Genomic DNA, 17,897 nt, shown 5'->3' on the forward strand with positions numbered 1-17,897 from the left:
CCGCTGGCGGCCCGCCAGCCACACACCACAACCCGCGGAACACCATATGCCGGCACACACATTTATGGAACGTCACCGAATCCGCCGTCTCCATCAACGCCTTTTCGCACGCCGACGCGGCCGAACCATCTTTCGCCGCCGACGCGCAAGCTCGCTCCACGGTATCGGCGTATTCACGACGATCGGTCGTCCATCAATATTCGACAATGCATGTGCCACATTCATGGCGAACGCCGCACGATGCAATTCATCCGAAAGATCCAACTGCGTAATCACCAGAACCACCCAACCGGCGGAAGTAAGGCGCATGCGCTTGTTCTGGTCACGCATCCATTGCCGTCTGTCCGTGCGATGATGGTCGCCGTCATATTCCAAGCCAAGTTTGCGAGACGGATCTGCCAGATCGAGCGTTGTCATGGCACCGTTGCCGAACAGTACATCCGAGACAGTGTAATTGACCCTCATTGGTGGCAAACCGTACCGTTCCAGCACCAATCGCATCTCGGTCTCTTTAGGTGAATCCGATCCTTGCCGCACCAGCGAAAGCGCGTCCATACACTTGCTACGGTACGGAATTTGGGCTGTGGATACAAACTTCCGCAACTCGTCCAACGTCAATCGACGGTGTCGGATCATCGATTCCGCGAGTATGGTCAACTCTCCGACATCCAATGGGCCCGCCATCAACGCCTATGTCGGCGCGGGTGCCAGCACTCGCACCCCGTCAATCATCAGCACATGTTTGCCATTCAGCCCTTTCCACACATGCATGCGAACATGCTTACGCGCTCTGCGATCGTTGCGATTGTTCAGCACAACATGTACCAACGAATTATCCGACACGGTGTTGGTCGAATCATTCCACTTTTCGGTGGATGCATAATCTTCTGCATAGCCATAATCAGAAGACGGAGATTCAGGGTATCCGTAGGCAGCCCCTCCTGCAATCTCGGCATGATCAGTCCGCGCGGTTCGTGAGCGTCGATAGCCACTGCCGGAAGGTTGCTCAATACCCCATATTGCGAGTGCCGTCTCGTGACTGACGGGATGCTGCACCCCAATGGCCTTGCAGTCACGTAGCGCTTGCCGCTGCATCTGCGAAAGCGCGATTCGTTGCATCGGTTTGTATGTTTCGTTGCCGTTCATGTTTCGACGCTATGGCAAGGAATGGTACGCCGTCCAGCCGATTCGAGGGTTGTGGTCGAAGGACGCATATTCAGCGTGTCGCTGTGGATAAGTCGATGCCGCCTCTTCTGACTGTGCATAAGTATGTGAATTATTGGGATTTGATGTTGCTTGAAATTCCCCTTATTTTTCTGACGGACTGATACGCGATGTCGTCGAACTGTTGGATTGACGGACGTGTCTTTGGTTGTGGTGTGTGTAGCTGGCAGGTCGGACAGAACCAGAACGGAACCGAAACGGACCAGACAAGGCCAGACCGGACCAGAACAGACCAAACTAGGACAAATCAAGCAAGGCCGGACCCAACCTAACCAAACCAAACCACAGAAACCGAACCAAACTGGATCGAACAACACCGGACCAGGCCTAGGCCAGATCGAACCACACCGGCCCAGACGGAACCACAAAGAACGGAAGTCTTTCGATCACCAACCCTTATGCTCGGGTGGTGGCGCGTGAAATAACACGCGACTGGGTGGTGATCAGTTCCGGCTCAAGATGACGCCCGTTGATGCGGTCGATAATGCGACTGACTGCAGTGGGGGCGGTCCAATCAAGGCAGGAATCCATGGTGGTGAGCGGTGGCTGGAAATAAGCGGCTTCTTCGATATTGTCAAAACCGATCACCTGCACCTGATCGGGCACGCTGATACCGTTGGCCGCCAAAGTGAACAAGGCACCCAACGCCAGCTGATCATTGAAAGCGACAACGCCATCAAACGGCACACCGGAGTCGATGAGCCACTGCGTCACACGGGCACCGGAGCCGATGGTCCAGTCGTGGCCGGTGTTGCCGAGCAGACGCGAGTCAAAGGCAACGCCGCGCGCATCGCATGCCTCAAGTACGCCGCGCATACGCAACTGAGCATTGCCCTCCACCGCATCGTGCAAACCATCCAGATCCTCAGGCGCGGTTCTGGCACCTACCACGGCAATTCGAATCGCACCGCGGTCGAATAGGTATTCCGTCGCCTGCCTGGCTTCCTGCACATCGTCGGGAGTCACATGATCGGCCTTACCATGCGTGTCCCGCGCACCGACACAGACAAGCGGATAGTCAACATCAAGATCCTCCGGAGACAGATCCTCCACTTCGGAAATGGACAGAATCATGCCATCCGACACAGTGGTGTTGAAGCCTTCGAGCAGTGCACGAGCGCCACTGGCAGAGCCTTCCGCATAAGTGGTGACGTAAACGGAGTAGTCGTGCAGTCGCGCCGCGTCAATCACGCGATTGGCTAATTCGGCCAGGTATGGCGCGGTGAGGCTTGGCACGGCGAGCGTGATGAACCCCGTATTGCCACGATTGAGATTACGGGCGGCCACGTTCACACGATAGCCAAGCCGATCGATAACCCCTTGCACTTTCTCTCGCGTGCTTTCGGTCATGCGGCCGCTGTTGTTGATCACGTTGGAGGCGGTTTTCAGCGAAACGCCGGCTTCTTCGGCCACATCGCGCAGTGTGATGCGCTTCTTGTCCTGCTTCGTTTCGCTCATATCAGGGCTCCTTGCCTGCCTTTTGGCCTATATGTGGCAGATGTATCGGTTCTTCCGCAGTTTTCTGGCTTATGTATAGCAGGTATTCAACGAAAACCGAGATATTACCGTTGCCATGATAAGGCTCGGATTCCGAGATTCACGATTCACCTGCCATATATAGGACGGATAAAGACGAAAGAAACCGGTAATCCGCCACATGTAAGCGAGATGCCCTCGAATCATGCCGGCGTGCCGACTGATTTCGATTATCGTCTGGTAATCAGCATGCCATTGCGATGAATGACGTAGGAACCCGGCCCTTCCGGACCAGCCTCGCTGTGGAATTGGCAGATCGGTTCGCCTTCGATGCCACGCAATGTAACCTCCTGCTTGCCGCGGGGCATGTAGAAGTCGAAGGTCGCATCAGCGGATTTACGCACGGTATGCAGTACGTCGCCGTATCGGGGATCGTCTTCGCCACCTGAAGTAGTGAGATTGGCGCGGACGAACCTGGTCAGATCGGCCACGTTCAGGTCGCAGCCCACAAAATAGGCGGCGCCGGCACCGTACGGGTTACGGGTGATGGCGGCGGTGCCGTCCAATTCCCATTCGTCCGCGGACTTTCCCGAATAGGTGGCGAGCACTTCGGTGTCAGGGCCTTCCACGTTCACATCGTTCTGCCACAGGCGGGTCACGGCACCGTCCATGCCGCCTCCCAATTCGATTTCACATGGCTCGCCTTCCGCTTCGCATCCGAGAATGTTGAACTCTTCGCCACGGATGCCAAGCATCTTGCGGAGCAAACCATTACCGGCACCCGGATATCCGCCGAGCCAAGTGTGGAAATGCTCGTCGATCAGGCCGGTCGCATAGCCGATCACCACCTGACCGCCGGCGGCCGTGAAGTCGGCAAGCCGTTGCGTATCGGCGGCGCTCAGCATCAGCACGCTCGGCAGCACCACCACGGAATATGCGCTCCAATCGTACTTGAGCGGTACTACGTCGGCCCGCTGCCCTGCGTCCAGAAACGCGCGATACCAGTCACGCACGTCATGCCAATGGCTGAGTTTCATGCTCGGCAGGGTTTCACTGCGCGTGGCCCATTCGGATTCGGCACTGAACAGAATCGCCGTATCGGAACGTTCGAGCGTGCTTCCCTGCATGCCTGCGGCGCTCAAATCCTTGAGCACCGACCCGAGTTCGCACACCTGACGGAACACCCTGGTGTCTTCACCGGCGTGTGGCAGCATGGCGGAGTGGAAGGCCTCCGATCCGAATGCGGAAGCCCGCCATTGGAAAAAGTTGATGGCGTCGGCGCCCATGGCCACGTGCGCAAGGGAGTCGCGCACGATTTCACCCTTACGCTTGCGGATATTGAGCGGCTTCCACTGTACCGCCGAAGTGGAGTGTTCCATCACATACCAAGGCTTGCCGAGCGCCAACGAATCCATGAGCGCATCGGAACAGGCGAGTTCGTCGAGATGCGATTCGCCTTCATGGAAGTAATGATCGTTGGAGACGAAATCCACTTCTTCAGCCCAATCGGCATAGTCCATGCAGCACTGGTCGGTGGAGACCATGAAGTTCGTGGTGAATGGCTTGTCGGGGCAGATTTCGGCGATGGCGTCACGCTCGGCCTTGTAGAAGTCGAGCAGCATATCGTTGCCGAATCGCTCGAAATCCAGTTTCTGTCCGGGATTGACCATGCTGTCGGTGCCCATGAAGCGCGGAATGAGCACTTCGTCGAAGCCGTTCATCTCCTGCCCCCAGAAGGTGGTGCCCCAAGCCGCGTTGAGCGCGTCGACGGTGCCGTATTTGCGCTCACACCACTTGCGGAAGGCGGCCAGGGCGTTGTCGGAGTAGTCTTCGCGGTTGTTCCAGCCATATTCGTTGCCCATGTGCCAAGCCGTCACATATGGATTGTCGCCGTAGCGTTCGGCGAGTTTACGACACATGGTAAGCGCATATGTTTTGAATACCGGGCTGGTCGGGCTCCACGACTGACGCGAGCCGGCGTTGACCTGATGACCGTATTTGTCTCGCGGAAGGACCTCCGGATGGCTTTCGTACAGCCAAAGCGGAGCGGTGGCGGTGGCGGAAGCAAGATCGACCGCGATGCCCGCTTTGCCGAGCTTGTCGATGATGCGGTCGAGCCAGCCGAAGTTCCAGCGGTCCTCGGTGGGCTGGATGCGATCCCAGCTAAAAATCGCCAGGGCCACGGTGTTGACACCGGCCTGCTTCATCAGGCGGATGTCGTCGTCCCAGATTTCCTCAGACCATTGGTCGGGATTGTAGTCGCCACCGAACGCTATGCCACCGCCATTGCGAGTCAGCAGTCTCGGCCAAGAAAAGGTTCTTCTTGTCGTCATTTAAGCCTCCTGAAAAATGCGTTTGCCGCTTTCCGATTCTTTGATATCCCATATGATACAACGGTGTAGCAACGCTTTCTAAATCGATATTTCGCACAGCATGGCGGGCCACGTCTCCGCCAGGCGCGGCCCGCCCCAGCTCATTCCTTGACGGCGCCGGCGGACAGGCCGGACTGCCAATACCTCTGCAAACACAGGAACGCGATCACCAACGGCACGATCGTGACCAACGAACCCGTGATCACCAGGTTCTGGATCGCCTGCCCACCCGCCGTGGAGGCCTGGTCCTTCCACTGGTTCAACCCGATCGTGAGCGGATACCAATCCGAATCCTTGAGCATGATCAACGGCAGGAAATAGTTGTTCCACGTCGCCACGATCGCGAACAGGGCCGTGGTCACGATGCCCGGCGCCAGCAAGGGCAGCGACACCTGGAAGAACGTACGGAACTCGCCCGCCCCGTCCACGCGCGCCGCCTCGAGCAGCTCGGTCGGCACGGCCTGGTCCGAGAAGATCCACATCAGGTACAGGCCGAACGTGGACACCAGGCTCGGGATGACCATGGCCCACGGCGTGTTCGTCAGGTTCAGCTTGGCGAACAGCAGGAACTGCGGCACCGCCAACGCGATGCCCGGCACGCTGATCGCGCCGATGACCACCACGAACACGGCCCTGCGCCCCGGGAAACGGAACTTCGCCAGACCGTAGCCGCCCATGATCGCCAGCAGCGTGGCCCCTCCCGCGCCGGCCACCACGTACAGGACGGTGTTGAGGAACCAGCGTCCGAAGATCCCGCCGTCATAGGTGAACACGGTGACGACGTTGTCCCACAGGGCGAACGTCTTGCCGAACCCCAGACCGAAGGTCGACGTGAAGTCCGCCTGCGTCTTGGTCGCGTTGACCAGCAGATAGAAGAACGGGAACAGGCAGTAGACGGCGAAGACCGCGCATACCAGGGTCAGCAGGGCGCTGCGCCTGGGGTTCGCGACGTTCGCGAACCCCGACCTCGCGGCCCTCGCCCGCTCCGCCCTCTCGTCCCTGGCCACACGCCTGCGGCGTTCCCTCTCCGCCTTCCAGGCGGCCTTCTCCCGCCCCTTCGGACCCGCCGCGGCGGCGCTGCTTGCATTGCTCATCTTGATGCTCCTTGAATCCTCATGCCCGTGAGGCGACGCGCCCGCGCGCCTACCTCATCTGCTCTTTCATGCTCCTGAGCTGCACCGCGTACGCGATCGCCATCGTGATCACCGCCATCGTGATCGCCAGGGCGGCCGCGTAGTTGCTCTGGTTGCCCGCGAAGCTCAGGTTGTACGCGTACATGTTCGGCGTGTAGTACGTGCCGATCGCGTTGCCCGGCACCATGTTCTGCATGATGCTCGGCTCGTTGAACAGCTGGAACGAGCCGATGATCGAGAAGATCACCGTGATCGCCAGGCTGCCGCGCAGCTCGGGCAGCTTGATGGACCTGACGATCTGCCATTCGCTCGCGCCGTCGATCGACGCGGCCTCGTACAGCGAATGCGGGATCGTGGACAGCGAACTGTAGAAGATCAGCATGTTGTAGCCCGTGAACTCCCAGGTTACGATGTTGCCGATCGAGGCGAGCAGCACGCCCGGGGCCAGCACGTCCAGATGCGTGCCGAAGAAGCCGTTGAACGAGCCCACCAGCCCGTACTTCGCGCCGTACATGAACCCCCAGATCAGCGTGGAGACCACGGCCGGCACCGCGTACGGCAGGAACGTGGAGATACGGAAGAACCTGGTGCCGTGCAATTTCATGGAATCCAGGGCCAACGCCATCGCCGCGGCCAGGAACAGCATGACCGGCACCTGCACCACCGTGAACAGCGCCACCCGGCCCACCGCGCTCCAGAACTGCCGGTCGTGCAGCAGACGGACGTAATTGTCGAATCCCACGAACCGCGTGCCCCCGATCATCCTGTTCTGGAAGAAACTGATGTACACCGCGTACATGATCGGGATGACGAACACGAACACGAACACCAACGCGAACGGCCACATGAACTTCCAACCACGCCAATCCGCATGATGCCTATTGACGCGGACCTGGTCGGGAGGTGTATGCAACTGCGTCGGAACGTTTGCTGTTGCTTGGGTCATGATTGCTTCTTTCTGTTGCGCTGCAACTGCTGACGCCAACCGCTTCGTCGGCCGTTCAATCGCAGATGGTTGCGATTCGGGCATACGGAAGGCGAGGATCCGCACGGGACGTCTCCCCGCCTTGCCTTACCCTGTGCTTGGTTATGCGGTTGGAAGTATGGACGGTCGGCAGATACCGGACCGGAACTCAACCCTTATTGGTGACGGTGTAGCCCTGCTGGGTGCCATGTTCCGCGAGCGCCTTGCCGTAATTGGCGAAGGCTTCCTTCAAGGTGATCTCCTTGTTGTACGCCTTGGAAATCTGATCGCCGAAAGATGACTGCGCAAACGGATTGTACGGTAGGTAGGAGAACTCGGAGACCTTACGCTGGGCGGCTTCGGAAAGCACCTCGTTCACATTCTGGCCGCCGAAGTAATCGTTGACCTTCTTGTTGGCCTCGGTGGTCGGGTCGGTGAAGTCCTCGGAGGTGAGAATGCTCTTGAGGCTCGGGAAAGTACCGGTGTCGGCCATGGTCTTGGCGCCCTCGCCGTGGGTCAGGTATTCCACGAACTTGTAGGCGGCGGCCTGCTGCTTGGACTGGGAGACGACGGCGAGCGCAGAGCCACCATCCTCGGCGGAGGCCTCTTCGTCTTCCTCCCACTGCGGCAGCTGGGCCACGCGCCAGTTGCCGGCCTGGTCAGGAGCGCCGTTCATAAGATTGATCGGCATCCAGCCTCCGATGGTCAGCGAGGCGATGGTGCCGTCGTTGAGCTCTCGGTTCCAGTCGTCGGACCAGTTGGCGGTCTTGGTGTCGATAAGGTCTTCGTCGATGAGCTTCTGCTGGAATTCGATGTACTTCTTCATGCCGGAATCCTTGGTCATGTCAATGGTGAGGTTTTCGCCGTCGACCTTCCAAGGCTGGGCGCCGGCCTGCCAGGCTTGCGCGGTGAAGGGCTGGTATTCCATGCTGGAGCCGGAATTGTTGGTCATGTAGGAGCCGATGGCCCTGACCTTCTTGGCCGCCTCGTAGTAGTCGTCCCAGGTCTTGATTTGAGTGCCATCGACACCGGCCTTCTTGAATACCGCATCGTTATAGAAGAACATTTCCGGACCGGAATCGATTGGCAGCGCGTACGGCTTGCCGCCGTACTGCAGCTTGTTCCATGGACCGGCGGAGAAATCGTCGGCGAGCTTATCGGCATCGAATTGGCTCAGATCCGCCAAATCTCCGGTTACCGCGAATTGCGTGACGGTCGGGTCCTCGAGCATGACCACGTCGGGTGCGCCCTTCCCCGCCGCGATGGCATTGCTCAGTGCGGTCTGCGTGTCAGATGCGGTGCCGGTGTTGTTGAACTTCACGGTAATGCCGGGATTTGCCTTCTGGAAGTCTTTGATGAGGTCGCTCATGGTATGGCCGGTATCCCAGCCCCAGAACACGAGTTCCGCCTTGTCGGCGTCACCGGCGTTGCCATTGCTGGCGTTTGCATTGCCGCAAGCGGCCAGACCGGTGAGGGTCATCACCGCGGTCAGAGCCGCAAGAACCTTCTGAGAGTTACGCATGTTTCCTCCTTCGAGAGTCAGCATCAGACCGTCTTCGTCCGATACGATCAGGAGCCTCATCCCACTCTGCCGCCCGTTTTGATATACCGCTGTACCAATGATGATGACAGTCGGTACGCCCTCTTACGGACAGCCTTGGGGTCGCTTCTGTTTGACTCTGTTTCCTTCCTGATACAACTGTGTATCATTGACTCTTATGATACACAGCTGTATCAACATGTCAAATCCAGTCGAACATCCCCTTTCCGATATCCGTTCGTCAATCGATTGACTCTTGATTTTCCAGGCGTTTCGCATTCACTTCGCGACAGACGACTTTCCTGCAGTCGTATCCTCAGGCATCTGACCGACAGAAGATTTCAGCTCCACCCTGAGCAAACTCTCATACTTAGAAATCATCAATCAAGGGAAACATCGTTCCAACGCGGCGCGTCCGACAGCGCACGATCCCCTAAAAAACCGGTTCGCCGGCAGAGCGTGCACCAGGGATAAGTCCGAAGTCAAATATTAGGGGGCATCAATCCGAAGTTTCCCCCTCCATCTGAAATCAACCCCGGCAATCCTCCGTATGCAGGCCCTCACCCCGATCGAGCAGCCGAACGTGAAGGCCCAAGCATACGGTCGGTTTCGCTACAAACTCAGGAAAAGCTCGTGAATGCGGGTATCGTCGGTAAGCTCGGGATGGAAGGCCATGGCGAGCATGTTGCCTTGACGCAGGCCGACCACATTGCCGTTCACCTCGGTCTCGACCGTCGCCGCCGAACCGACTTCGGCCACGAACGGCCCACGGATGAACACCAGCGGAACATCCTTGAGTATGACATCGGACGAGACGCCTTGGGGAACATGCTCGCCCGGTGCGACCACGACGGCGTTTTCGCCGGGAGCGGAGCCAAAGTCGGCAGTGGCGGCAAAGGAACCGAGCTGACGCCCATAAGCGTTACGGCGCACGATGGCGTCAAGCGCACCGAAGTAGACGTTCGGATCATTATCCAGCCGTCGCGCCAGCAGAATCATGCCGGCGCAGGTGCCGAACACCGGCTTGCCCGCGGCGATATGCGCCGCAATCGGGTCAAACAGCCCGGTCGACCGCAAAAGCTTGCCCTGCGTGGTGCTTTCACCACCCGGCAGGATCACACGGTCGATGGAGTCATCGAAATCCTCGACGGCACGCAGCAGCTTCCACGGGGCGCCAAGACGGTCCAGCATGGCGGCATGCTCGGCGAATGCACCCTGCACTGCGAGAATGCCGGTCACGCCGTGACGGGCGGATTCGGCACCTGCGGCCACATCGGCCGACTCTTCCTTTGCGATATACTCAACGGCTACAACCATCGGATCTCCTTATGCGACGGCAAGCGGGAGCCGAGAATCCTACGATTCCCGGCTCGCCGCGTTTGTTCAGCATGATGGGCGCACCCATCCGGAACGACGAGGCCGGCATGCGCCCCGTCAGAACGACATGTCAAAACGATATGGGCGAGAAATCACTCACCCCTGGCGGCCATGATGGTCTCGATCTCGTCCTCATTGATGCCGACCATGGCCTCGCCGAGATTCTCGGACAGGCGCGCAAGCAGGTCGGCGTCCTGCCAGTTGGCGGTGGCCTGCACGATGGCGGCGGCGCGCTTGGCCGGGTCGCCGGACTTGAAGATGCCGGAGCCCACGAACACACCTTCCGCGCCAAGCTCCATCATGAGGGCCGCGTCAGCCGGGGTCGCGACACCGCCTGCGGCGAAGTTGACGACCGGCAGGCGGCCGTTGTCATGCACATACTTGGCCAGGTCATACGGCACGGCCAGCTGCTTGGCCGCCTCGTACATCTCGTCGTCGCGCAGGGAGACGAGCTCGCGAATCTGCTTGTTCATGGTGCGCATATGGCGTACGGCCTGGATGACGTCGCCCGTGCCCGGTTCGCCCTTGGTACGGATCATGGATGCACCCTCGGCGATACGTCGCAACGCTTCACCCAGATTCTTCGCACCGCACACGAATGGCACGTCGAACTGATTCTTATCGATGTGATACACGTCATCGGCCGGGCTGAGCACTTCGGATTCGTCGATATAGTCGATTTCGATGGCCTGCAGAATGCGCGCCTCGGCGATGTGGCCGATGCGCACCTTGGCCATGACCGGAATGGACACGGCTTCCTGAATGCCTTTGATCATGGCCGGATCGCTCATGCGGGAGACGCCACCGGCGGCGCGGATGTCAGCCGGGATGCGCTCGAGCGCCATCACCGCGCACGCGCCGGCATCCTGCGCGATCCTCGCCTGCTCCGGAGTGGTGACGTCCATGATCACGCCGCCCTTGAGCATCTGCGCCAGATTCTTATTCAGTTCATTTCTGTTGTTGGCCATCGCCAGCCTTTCGTCGGTAGTCTTACTCACGATACAGATACTAACGATTTGTAATTAACAAATTACATAAACTGAATATCACAGTGGTTCAAAAAGTTGGTTTCACTAAATTTTTGACCTCATTTTCACCATCTCGCCATTCCCTGCGATTTCGATTCAGGTGACAATCATACGATTTCGCCCGATTTTCTTGCCTCACCCGCCGATCACGCTTTCGAATCGTCGGTTACGCACGATATCAGAAAAACGAATAATCAACGGTTGCCATACGACCACATTGCGGACGCCTACATGTGCACGATCGCATCGGCGATACGCATGGTGGAATCACGATGCGAAACGAGTACGACCATGCTCCCCTGCTCCGCAAGACCGTTGATCGACTGCAGGATCACCGATTCGTTATAGGCGTCGAGACGGCTGGTCGGCTCGTCGAACAACACCAGATCGGCATGACGAAGGAACATGCGTGCGAGTCCGATACGCTGACGCTCCCCCTCAGACAGCCGGCCACCAAGCTCGCCGACCGGAGTGTCAAGACCTTGCGGAAGCGAATCGACCAATTCGAGTGCGGAGGCCCTGTCAAGCGCGTCGCGAAGCACGCGGTCAAGACCCGCGCCGTCTTGTGGTCCGGAGTCAGCGACGGCACCTGTGCCGGATTCGGATTCGGCATTCGCGCGGTCGGCATCGGGACTGACGGACGGCTTGCCGGTGGCGGAATCGTCTCCGCACACTCCCTGAGGCAATGCGATCATCAGATTCTCACGAATCGTGCCATCGAACAGATACGTCTCCTGACTCATCATGGTCTGCACCCGCCGACGCCAGCCGGCATCGACCCGAGGCAGCGGCATTCCAGACAATTCGACCACGCCGAACCGCGGATCCCAGTAGCGCATGAGCAACTTGAGCAACGTGGACTTGCCTCGACCGGACGGGCCTTGAACGCCAAGAATTCCATGCTCCGGCACGTCAAGCGAAACGTGTGAAAGAACGGGAGCCGAGGAATCCGCCGGCCCATATCCGAACGTTACGTCACGTACAGTCATGCCATGGTATTCCGGACGCGCGGATCCGGTCTCGACCACGGCAGGAGCTTCGTCCATCAACGAGAACAGGCGGCGCGCCGAAGCGAAAGTCTGCGTCAGGTTCGCAGGCAGCGCGCTCAACGCAAGCGTCGGACCAAACGAACTGGCAACCAGCATGAACGCGGCGACAAGCTGCGGTACGGTCAGTCGCACGACAATCGGCATGACGGCATCTGGGCCGGCATACGCCGCGAAATTCGGCATGACCATCGCCAGGAAAACGGCCAACACGGTGAACAACATCACCAGCACCGCACCAAGTCCTGCAAAATCGCCATTGCGCGCACTCAAACGAGCACGATGCGACCACAGGGAACGAGTGCGGGCAACGATACCGGCAAGCCGCGATTCGCCCTGACCAAAACGGATGATCTCGTCGAGACCACGCATGTCATCAAGCATCTCATCATCAAGTGCGGCGGATTCCCCGCGAATCCCGGAACCCAGGCCGCGCACTGCGAGCGCGAACAGCTTCGGCAGCACGACACCGACCATGAGATGAGCCACAATCAGCAGGATGGCGAAGATCGGGCTCAGCGCAAGCAATGCGATGGCATAGATGACGGTGGTCGCAACGGCGATTACGACCGGCGAAATGGTGTGAGCGAAGAAAATCTCAAGCAATTCCACGTCGGTGGTGACCAGCGCGATCAAGTCGCCCTTGCCTTTGCCTGCGAGCTTGGCGGGCGCAAGGCGACGCAATGCGGAGAACGCCTTGGCGCGAAACAGCGCAAGCAGGCGGAAAGCCACATTATGGTTCATGTACTGTTCGGCGTAGCGCATACCGCCACGGATCAGCGCGCAGACGATCATGGCCGCGATCGCAGCGGTCAGATTCATATGCCAGATTGGCAGATTGATCGCAGCGAATGCCGCGACCACGCCGAAAACCGGTAGGAAAGTGGCCGCGAGATGGCCAAGTGTGCCGCAGGTGCAAGCGATGATCATGCATTTGCGCAGAGGGCCGACCTCATGCAGAAGTCGCCTCACAAGCCGCCAATCGGACATGGCACCATTGGTGGAAGGTACCTGGACTTGCGGCTCGTGACTTGCGAGGTCAGGGTTCGCCTCCGCAGTTTCGTTCGTGTCGGATTCGGCGGAATCGGACATCCGGAGCCCCTGAGCGGACATTCCATAACCCGCCTCCTTTCGCTTTCCGACTCGTTCCACACTGTCCTGAGCACGAAACAGCTTGGCATACACGCCGTCGGCCGCCATGAGCTCGGCGTGCGTGCCGGTTTCCACGGTTCTGCCGTTTTCGAACACCGCCACTTGATCCGCATCGACCGCATTAGCCATGCGATGCGTGACCATGATGACGGTCCTGCCACTGCCGGCAAGTTCACGAATCGTCTGCAGGATCAAGGTCTCGCTTTCCATGTCGACGCTACTGGTCGCCTCATCGAACACATAGACGGCACTACCGCGCAGGAGCGCCCGAGCGATGGCGATGCGCTGACGTTGACCGCCCGATAGGTTCGCCGCACCTTGGTCGATGCGTAGATCGAGACCCCGTGGATCGGCCCGTACGAATTCCGCGATTCGCGCCGCATCAAGGGCGCTCCACAGGTCGCCGTCGGTGGCGTCGGGGCGTGCCATCAGCAGATTCTCGCGCAACGTTCCGGCAAACAGGTGACTGTTGGCTCCGACCAGGGTGACGTTGCCTGTCAATGATTCGCAGGTCAAGTCGCGCAATTCGCATATGGACCCGTCATCTCCGCCAGATGGGTTCGAGATCGCCAAAGGCGAAACAGACAAAGCGATGGAGCCCTCATACCCGACTAGAGAGCCGGCGAGAAGCTTGGCCGCAGTGGATTTGCCGGAACCGGAAGGGCCTACGATCACGGTTAGATTGCCGGGGGTTGCGGTGAGGGAGGCACCTTGAAGGGCACCACCTTTGGCCGTGCCGCGCGCGGCGTTTTCCGATTGCGGAGGATTGGACGGTGAGGCGTAGCGGAAGGCGACGTCTCGGAAGTCGACGGTGACACCATTGCCATAGACGGGTAGACTGACCGTGCCGCGGGTCGGCTCGGGCGCGTCCAACAAAGCGAAAATACGTTTTGTGGACGTCATGCCGTTCATGGCGACGTGGAAGAAGGAACCCAACTGTCGCAACGGAATGAAGAAGTCGGCGGACAGCAGGATCACAATCAGCACTCCGGCGAGCGGCAACGATCCCAAGTCGGCGAAACGGAAAAAGTTCGGCAGCCAATCGTATGTGCCGGCCGGATACCGTCCGCCAACCATGTATTGCCAGATCGCGACGATGATGCCGGCTGCCGATCCACCATAGGCGACCACGTCCATCGCGGTAAGCGAACGTAGCTGAATCTGCAGTACATTCATGGTCATCACGCGGAATTGCTCGGCCTTTTCGTCCATCTCCTGCGCAGCGCTGGCGTCGGCGTCGAAGGTCTTCAATGTTTCCAGCCCCTGCAGATTATCAAGGAATGCGGAGCCCATGTCAGTGTACTTGCCCCAATATTGTTTGAATACGCGGGCGGCACGCATCGCCACCAGTCCCACGATCAACACAATGAGCGGCGCGCAGATGAGCAACGTCGCAGCGGTCGGCACATTGATCGGTGCCACAACAAGGAACAACGTAATCGGCGCCAACACGGCATAGAACAACTGGGGCAGGAACAGTTCGAAGAAACTTTGAATCTGCTCGACGCCCTCGCCGGCGGACTGCACCACGTCGGCGGTGCCCACACGTTGCGAATACGAGGGGCCGAGTGCAAGCATCTTATTGAACAGTTTTTCACGCAATGCAAGTTTGACCCGTTCGGCAGCCTCGGTGCCGAAGTGGGCTGCGGAACGCAGCATGAGGAAACGGACCACCATGGCGAAGACGATGACGATCGCATAGGCCGCAATCGCCCCTCCCGGCAGTCCAGCGGCAAACGTCGAAGTACCCACATGGGCGGCGAAGCCACTGAGCTGACCATTGAGTACGGTGATTTCCGTGCCGAGCAGCAGGTACTCAAGCATGTGCGCTAACGTGAAAACAAAGACGACGTTCGCGAGCAGGCCTATCCACTGGCATAGCACTTTCGCCGCCACCAACCGACCGACGCCGGGAGCCATGGAGAACAGTCGTCTATCGAACATCGCGCCTCTTTCATAAGCCTCACGCCGCAAACGCGGCATACGCAAATCCACATCTCAGGCTACAGACCACGTGCCGAATGCACAATGACTTCTTCTTAGAGCCAGTCACCGCCAGCACGCATACCCCCCTAATTCGCTATCTCGCCGCCGTGCGAGCACTCTACGAAACTCTCCATAGTTCATGAATTTGGGAATGGCTATTTTTCAGCGCCATCACATTGGCGCAATGCCGAAAGACGAGACGGAGTGCTCGCACGGCGGCGAGATAGCAAGTTAGGAGGTAGTGGCAGGAATCCCGCACGGCCTCAAGAGAGGCTGGATGTTCGCCATTGAGCAGGCAGCCTTGACGCAAGGGGTAATTGCGTCAATCGTGAGTGTACACGGATAACACGGTGATATTCAACAACATTTCAGCAGATTCTGATGCATTCCGTTCAGACGACACCCCCTTGCTGACGGGTCCAATCCCATTCAGATTTACGTCGGCGCCATGTCAATCCTTTTTCAGAACGATTGTCACGCGATTGCAACACCGTGTTTGACGATTTCAATTCATTTGTCAGTTCATACAAAGTGAATCGAAGTGTTCTTGTCGCTTCTCACAATGCAGACTCATATCGTTACCACGTATGATGTGCAAGGCGTTTCAAGGGGTAAACCTCCCTTGTGCAGAGGATTACGCGGCAGTACCGCACCGCTACGCGGCCGATTCCCGCGAGAAAAGAGAACACTTCATGCTCACCGAGTACACGACTCCAGGCACATCCGCTGAGGTACGCGACGACGAATCCATCTACTCCCTGCTCACGGAGCGCATTGAGCGCACCGGCGAAGACACGATAATCGCCGCCCGCAAAATCGGCCCAGGCCGATGGGCGAATGTAACCACAGGAGAATTCCGCCAGGCCGTGGTCGCCGCCGCGAAAGGCCTGATCGCCTTTGGAGTCAAACAGGGTGACGCGGTGACCATCTTCTCCACCACCCGTTACGAATGGGGCGTGCTCGATTTTGCGCTTGCCGCCATCGGCGCCGTCAGTGTACCGATCTACGATACCGATTCCGCAGCACAGGCCGAGCGCATTCTCAACGATTCCGAAGTGAAACTGGCCATCGCGGACAATCGCGAACGATTCGACCGTCTTGATTCAGTCATCGACCACTGCCCTTCGTTGAAGCACATTCTCATGCTTGATTCCAATGCCATGGGCGCGCTGGAAGGCATGGGCGTGGCCGTATCCGATGAAGAGCTTTCCGCGCGCATGGGTGCGGTGAAGGCCGACGATCTGGCGACCATCGTATACACGTCCGGTTCCACCGGAGCTCCGAAGGGCGCGGAACTCTCTCATCGCAATTTCGTTGCGATCACGCGTGCCGCAAGCATGGCCCTGCATGAGATGATCACTGACGACCATCCGCGCCTGCTGCTGTTCCTGCCGTTGGCACACTGTTTCGCACGTTTCATCCAATATTGTTCGATCGCCTCCGATGACGGCGTCGTCGGCTATCTGCCGGATACCAAGACGCTGCTTCCGGACGTACGTTCTTTCGAACCGACCTATCTTCTGGGCGTGCCACGCGTGTTCGAGAAGGTCTACAACGCCGCTTCCCGCAAGGCCGGCACCGGCTGGAAGGGTCGCCTGTTCTTCAAAGCCGCCGAAGCCGCACGCGATTGGTCGCGCATGGAGCAGGCCGGCGAGAAGCCGACCATGAAGCAGACTGCGCAGCACCTGTCGTATGAGGCCTCCGTGTACCGCACCGTCCGTGGCGCTTTGGGACCGAGGATTCGTTATGTCGCCTGCGGCGGCGCTCCGCTGGACGCATCGTTGGCGCATTTCTTTGCCGGCATCGGCCTGCCGATGATTCAGGGTTACGGCATGACGGAAACCGCGGCACCGTTCGCCGCAACCCGCGTCACCGACAATGTGATCGGCACCGTCGGCCAGCCGGCACCGGGTTCGTCCGTGCGCATTTCCACGGACGGCGAGTTGCAGGTGAAGGGCCCGAACGTCTTTCTGGGCTACCACAATCTACCCGATAAGACCGCTGAAGTGTTCACTGAGGACGGATGGCTATGCACCGGAGATCTTGCCTCGATTGACGATGAGGGGCGCATCACGATCACCGGCCGCAAGAAGGACATCATCATTACGGCCGGAGGTAAGAACGTCTCCCCCATTCCAATGGAACAGGAGATTGCGAAGTGCCCGATTGTGGAGCATGCGGTGGTCGTCGGCGACAATCGTCCGTTCATCGGAGCGTTGGTTACGTTGGATCCGGAGGGGCTGGCGGCGTGGTTGCCGACCGTCGGTCTGTCGGCGGATACGCCGCTGGATCGCGTAGCCACCACCGCTGCCGTGCATGATGAAATTCAGCAGTATGTGGATAAGGCGAACGCCACGGTGTCACGTGCTGAATCCGTGCGCAAATTCGTAGTTCTGGACACGCAATTCACGCAGGGAAACAAGTGCCTGACGCCGTCGCTGAAGGTGGTGCGCCCGGCGGTGAACCGCATCTTCGCCGATGTGATCGACCAGCAGCTTTACAACGGCAAGCGCTGAAGCCTGCGTTCACCAGCCGCACATACTTAGGCGTCGGTGGATTGGGAATCCGCTCAATCCACCGACGCCTAAGTATGTCTAAG

General features: G+C 58.9%; 11 protein-coding genes. 1 reads left to right on the plus strand and 10 read right to left on the minus strand.

Features of this window, described 5'->3' with window-relative positions:
- Window positions 1–93: 93 nt before the first annotated feature.
- The 10 genes from BBDE_RS09125 to BBDE_RS09170 form a co-directional block, all read right to left on the minus strand.
- Window positions 94–501 (minus strand): hypothetical protein, encoded by a 408-nt coding sequence (locus tag BBDE_RS09125; RefSeq protein ID WP_228369709.1) that lies wholly within the window; start codon window positions 499–501, stop codon window positions 94–96.
- 189 nt (window positions 502–690) lie between these two features.
- Entirely contained in the window at window positions 691–1,146 is a 456-nt protein-coding gene (locus tag BBDE_RS09130) for a hypothetical protein (protein WP_228369710.1), read from the minus strand.
- Window positions 1,147–1,620: 474 nt separating this feature from the next.
- Window positions 1,621–2,682, minus strand: a complete 1,062-nt coding sequence (locus BBDE_RS09135; RefSeq protein WP_003838792.1) for a LacI family DNA-binding transcriptional regulator — start codon at window positions 2,680–2,682, stop codon at window positions 1,621–1,623.
- A gap of 248 nt (window positions 2,683–2,930) precedes the next feature.
- A complete protein-coding gene (locus tag BBDE_RS09140) occupies window positions 2,931–5,033 on the minus strand; it encodes a beta-galactosidase (RefSeq protein WP_012902492.1) in 2,103 nt (700 codons plus the stop codon).
- A gap of 140 nt (window positions 5,034–5,173) precedes the next feature.
- Entirely contained in the window at window positions 5,174–6,166 is a 993-nt protein-coding gene (locus BBDE_RS09145) for a carbohydrate ABC transporter permease (protein WP_003836982.1), read from the minus strand.
- 49 nt (window positions 6,167–6,215) lie between these two features.
- Entirely contained in the window at window positions 6,216–7,151 is a 936-nt protein-coding gene (locus BBDE_RS09150; protein WP_171843666.1) for a carbohydrate ABC transporter permease, read from the minus strand.
- 187 nt (window positions 7,152–7,338) lie between these two features.
- Window positions 7,339–8,691 (minus strand): ABC transporter substrate-binding protein, encoded by a 1,353-nt coding sequence (locus tag BBDE_RS09155; protein ID WP_012902494.1) that lies wholly within the window; start codon window positions 8,689–8,691, stop codon window positions 7,339–7,341.
- 630 nt (window positions 8,692–9,321) lie between these two features.
- Complete coding sequence (pdxT, locus tag BBDE_RS09160) at window positions 9,322–10,026, minus strand: pyridoxal 5'-phosphate synthase glutaminase subunit PdxT (protein ID WP_012902496.1); 705 nt, start codon at window positions 10,024–10,026, stop codon at window positions 9,322–9,324.
- 152 nt (window positions 10,027–10,178) lie between these two features.
- On the minus strand, window positions 10,179–11,054 hold the full coding sequence (gene pdxS, locus BBDE_RS09165) for a pyridoxal 5'-phosphate synthase lyase subunit PdxS (RefSeq protein ID WP_003838780.1): 876 nt from the start codon (window positions 11,052–11,054) through the stop codon (window positions 10,179–10,181).
- A 287-nt stretch (window positions 11,055–11,341) separates the two neighbouring features.
- Window positions 11,342–15,256: an ABC transporter ATP-binding protein/permease gene (locus BBDE_RS09170; protein ID WP_003838779.1), complete on the minus strand. Its 3,915-nt coding sequence runs from the start codon at window positions 15,254–15,256 to the stop codon at window positions 11,342–11,344.
- Between the two features lie 734 nt (window positions 15,257–15,990).
- Here BBDE_RS09170 and BBDE_RS09175 point away from each other — a divergent pair.
- Window positions 15,991–17,814, plus strand: a complete 1,824-nt coding sequence (locus BBDE_RS09175) for an AMP-dependent synthetase/ligase (protein WP_012902497.1) — start codon at window positions 15,991–15,993, stop codon at window positions 17,812–17,814.
- Window positions 17,815–17,897 lie beyond the last annotated feature (83 nt).

The organism is Bifidobacterium dentium JCM 1195 = DSM 20436 (assembly GCF_001042595.1).
Taxonomy (GTDB): Bacteria; Actinomycetota; Actinomycetes; order Actinomycetales; family Bifidobacteriaceae; genus Bifidobacterium; species Bifidobacterium dentium.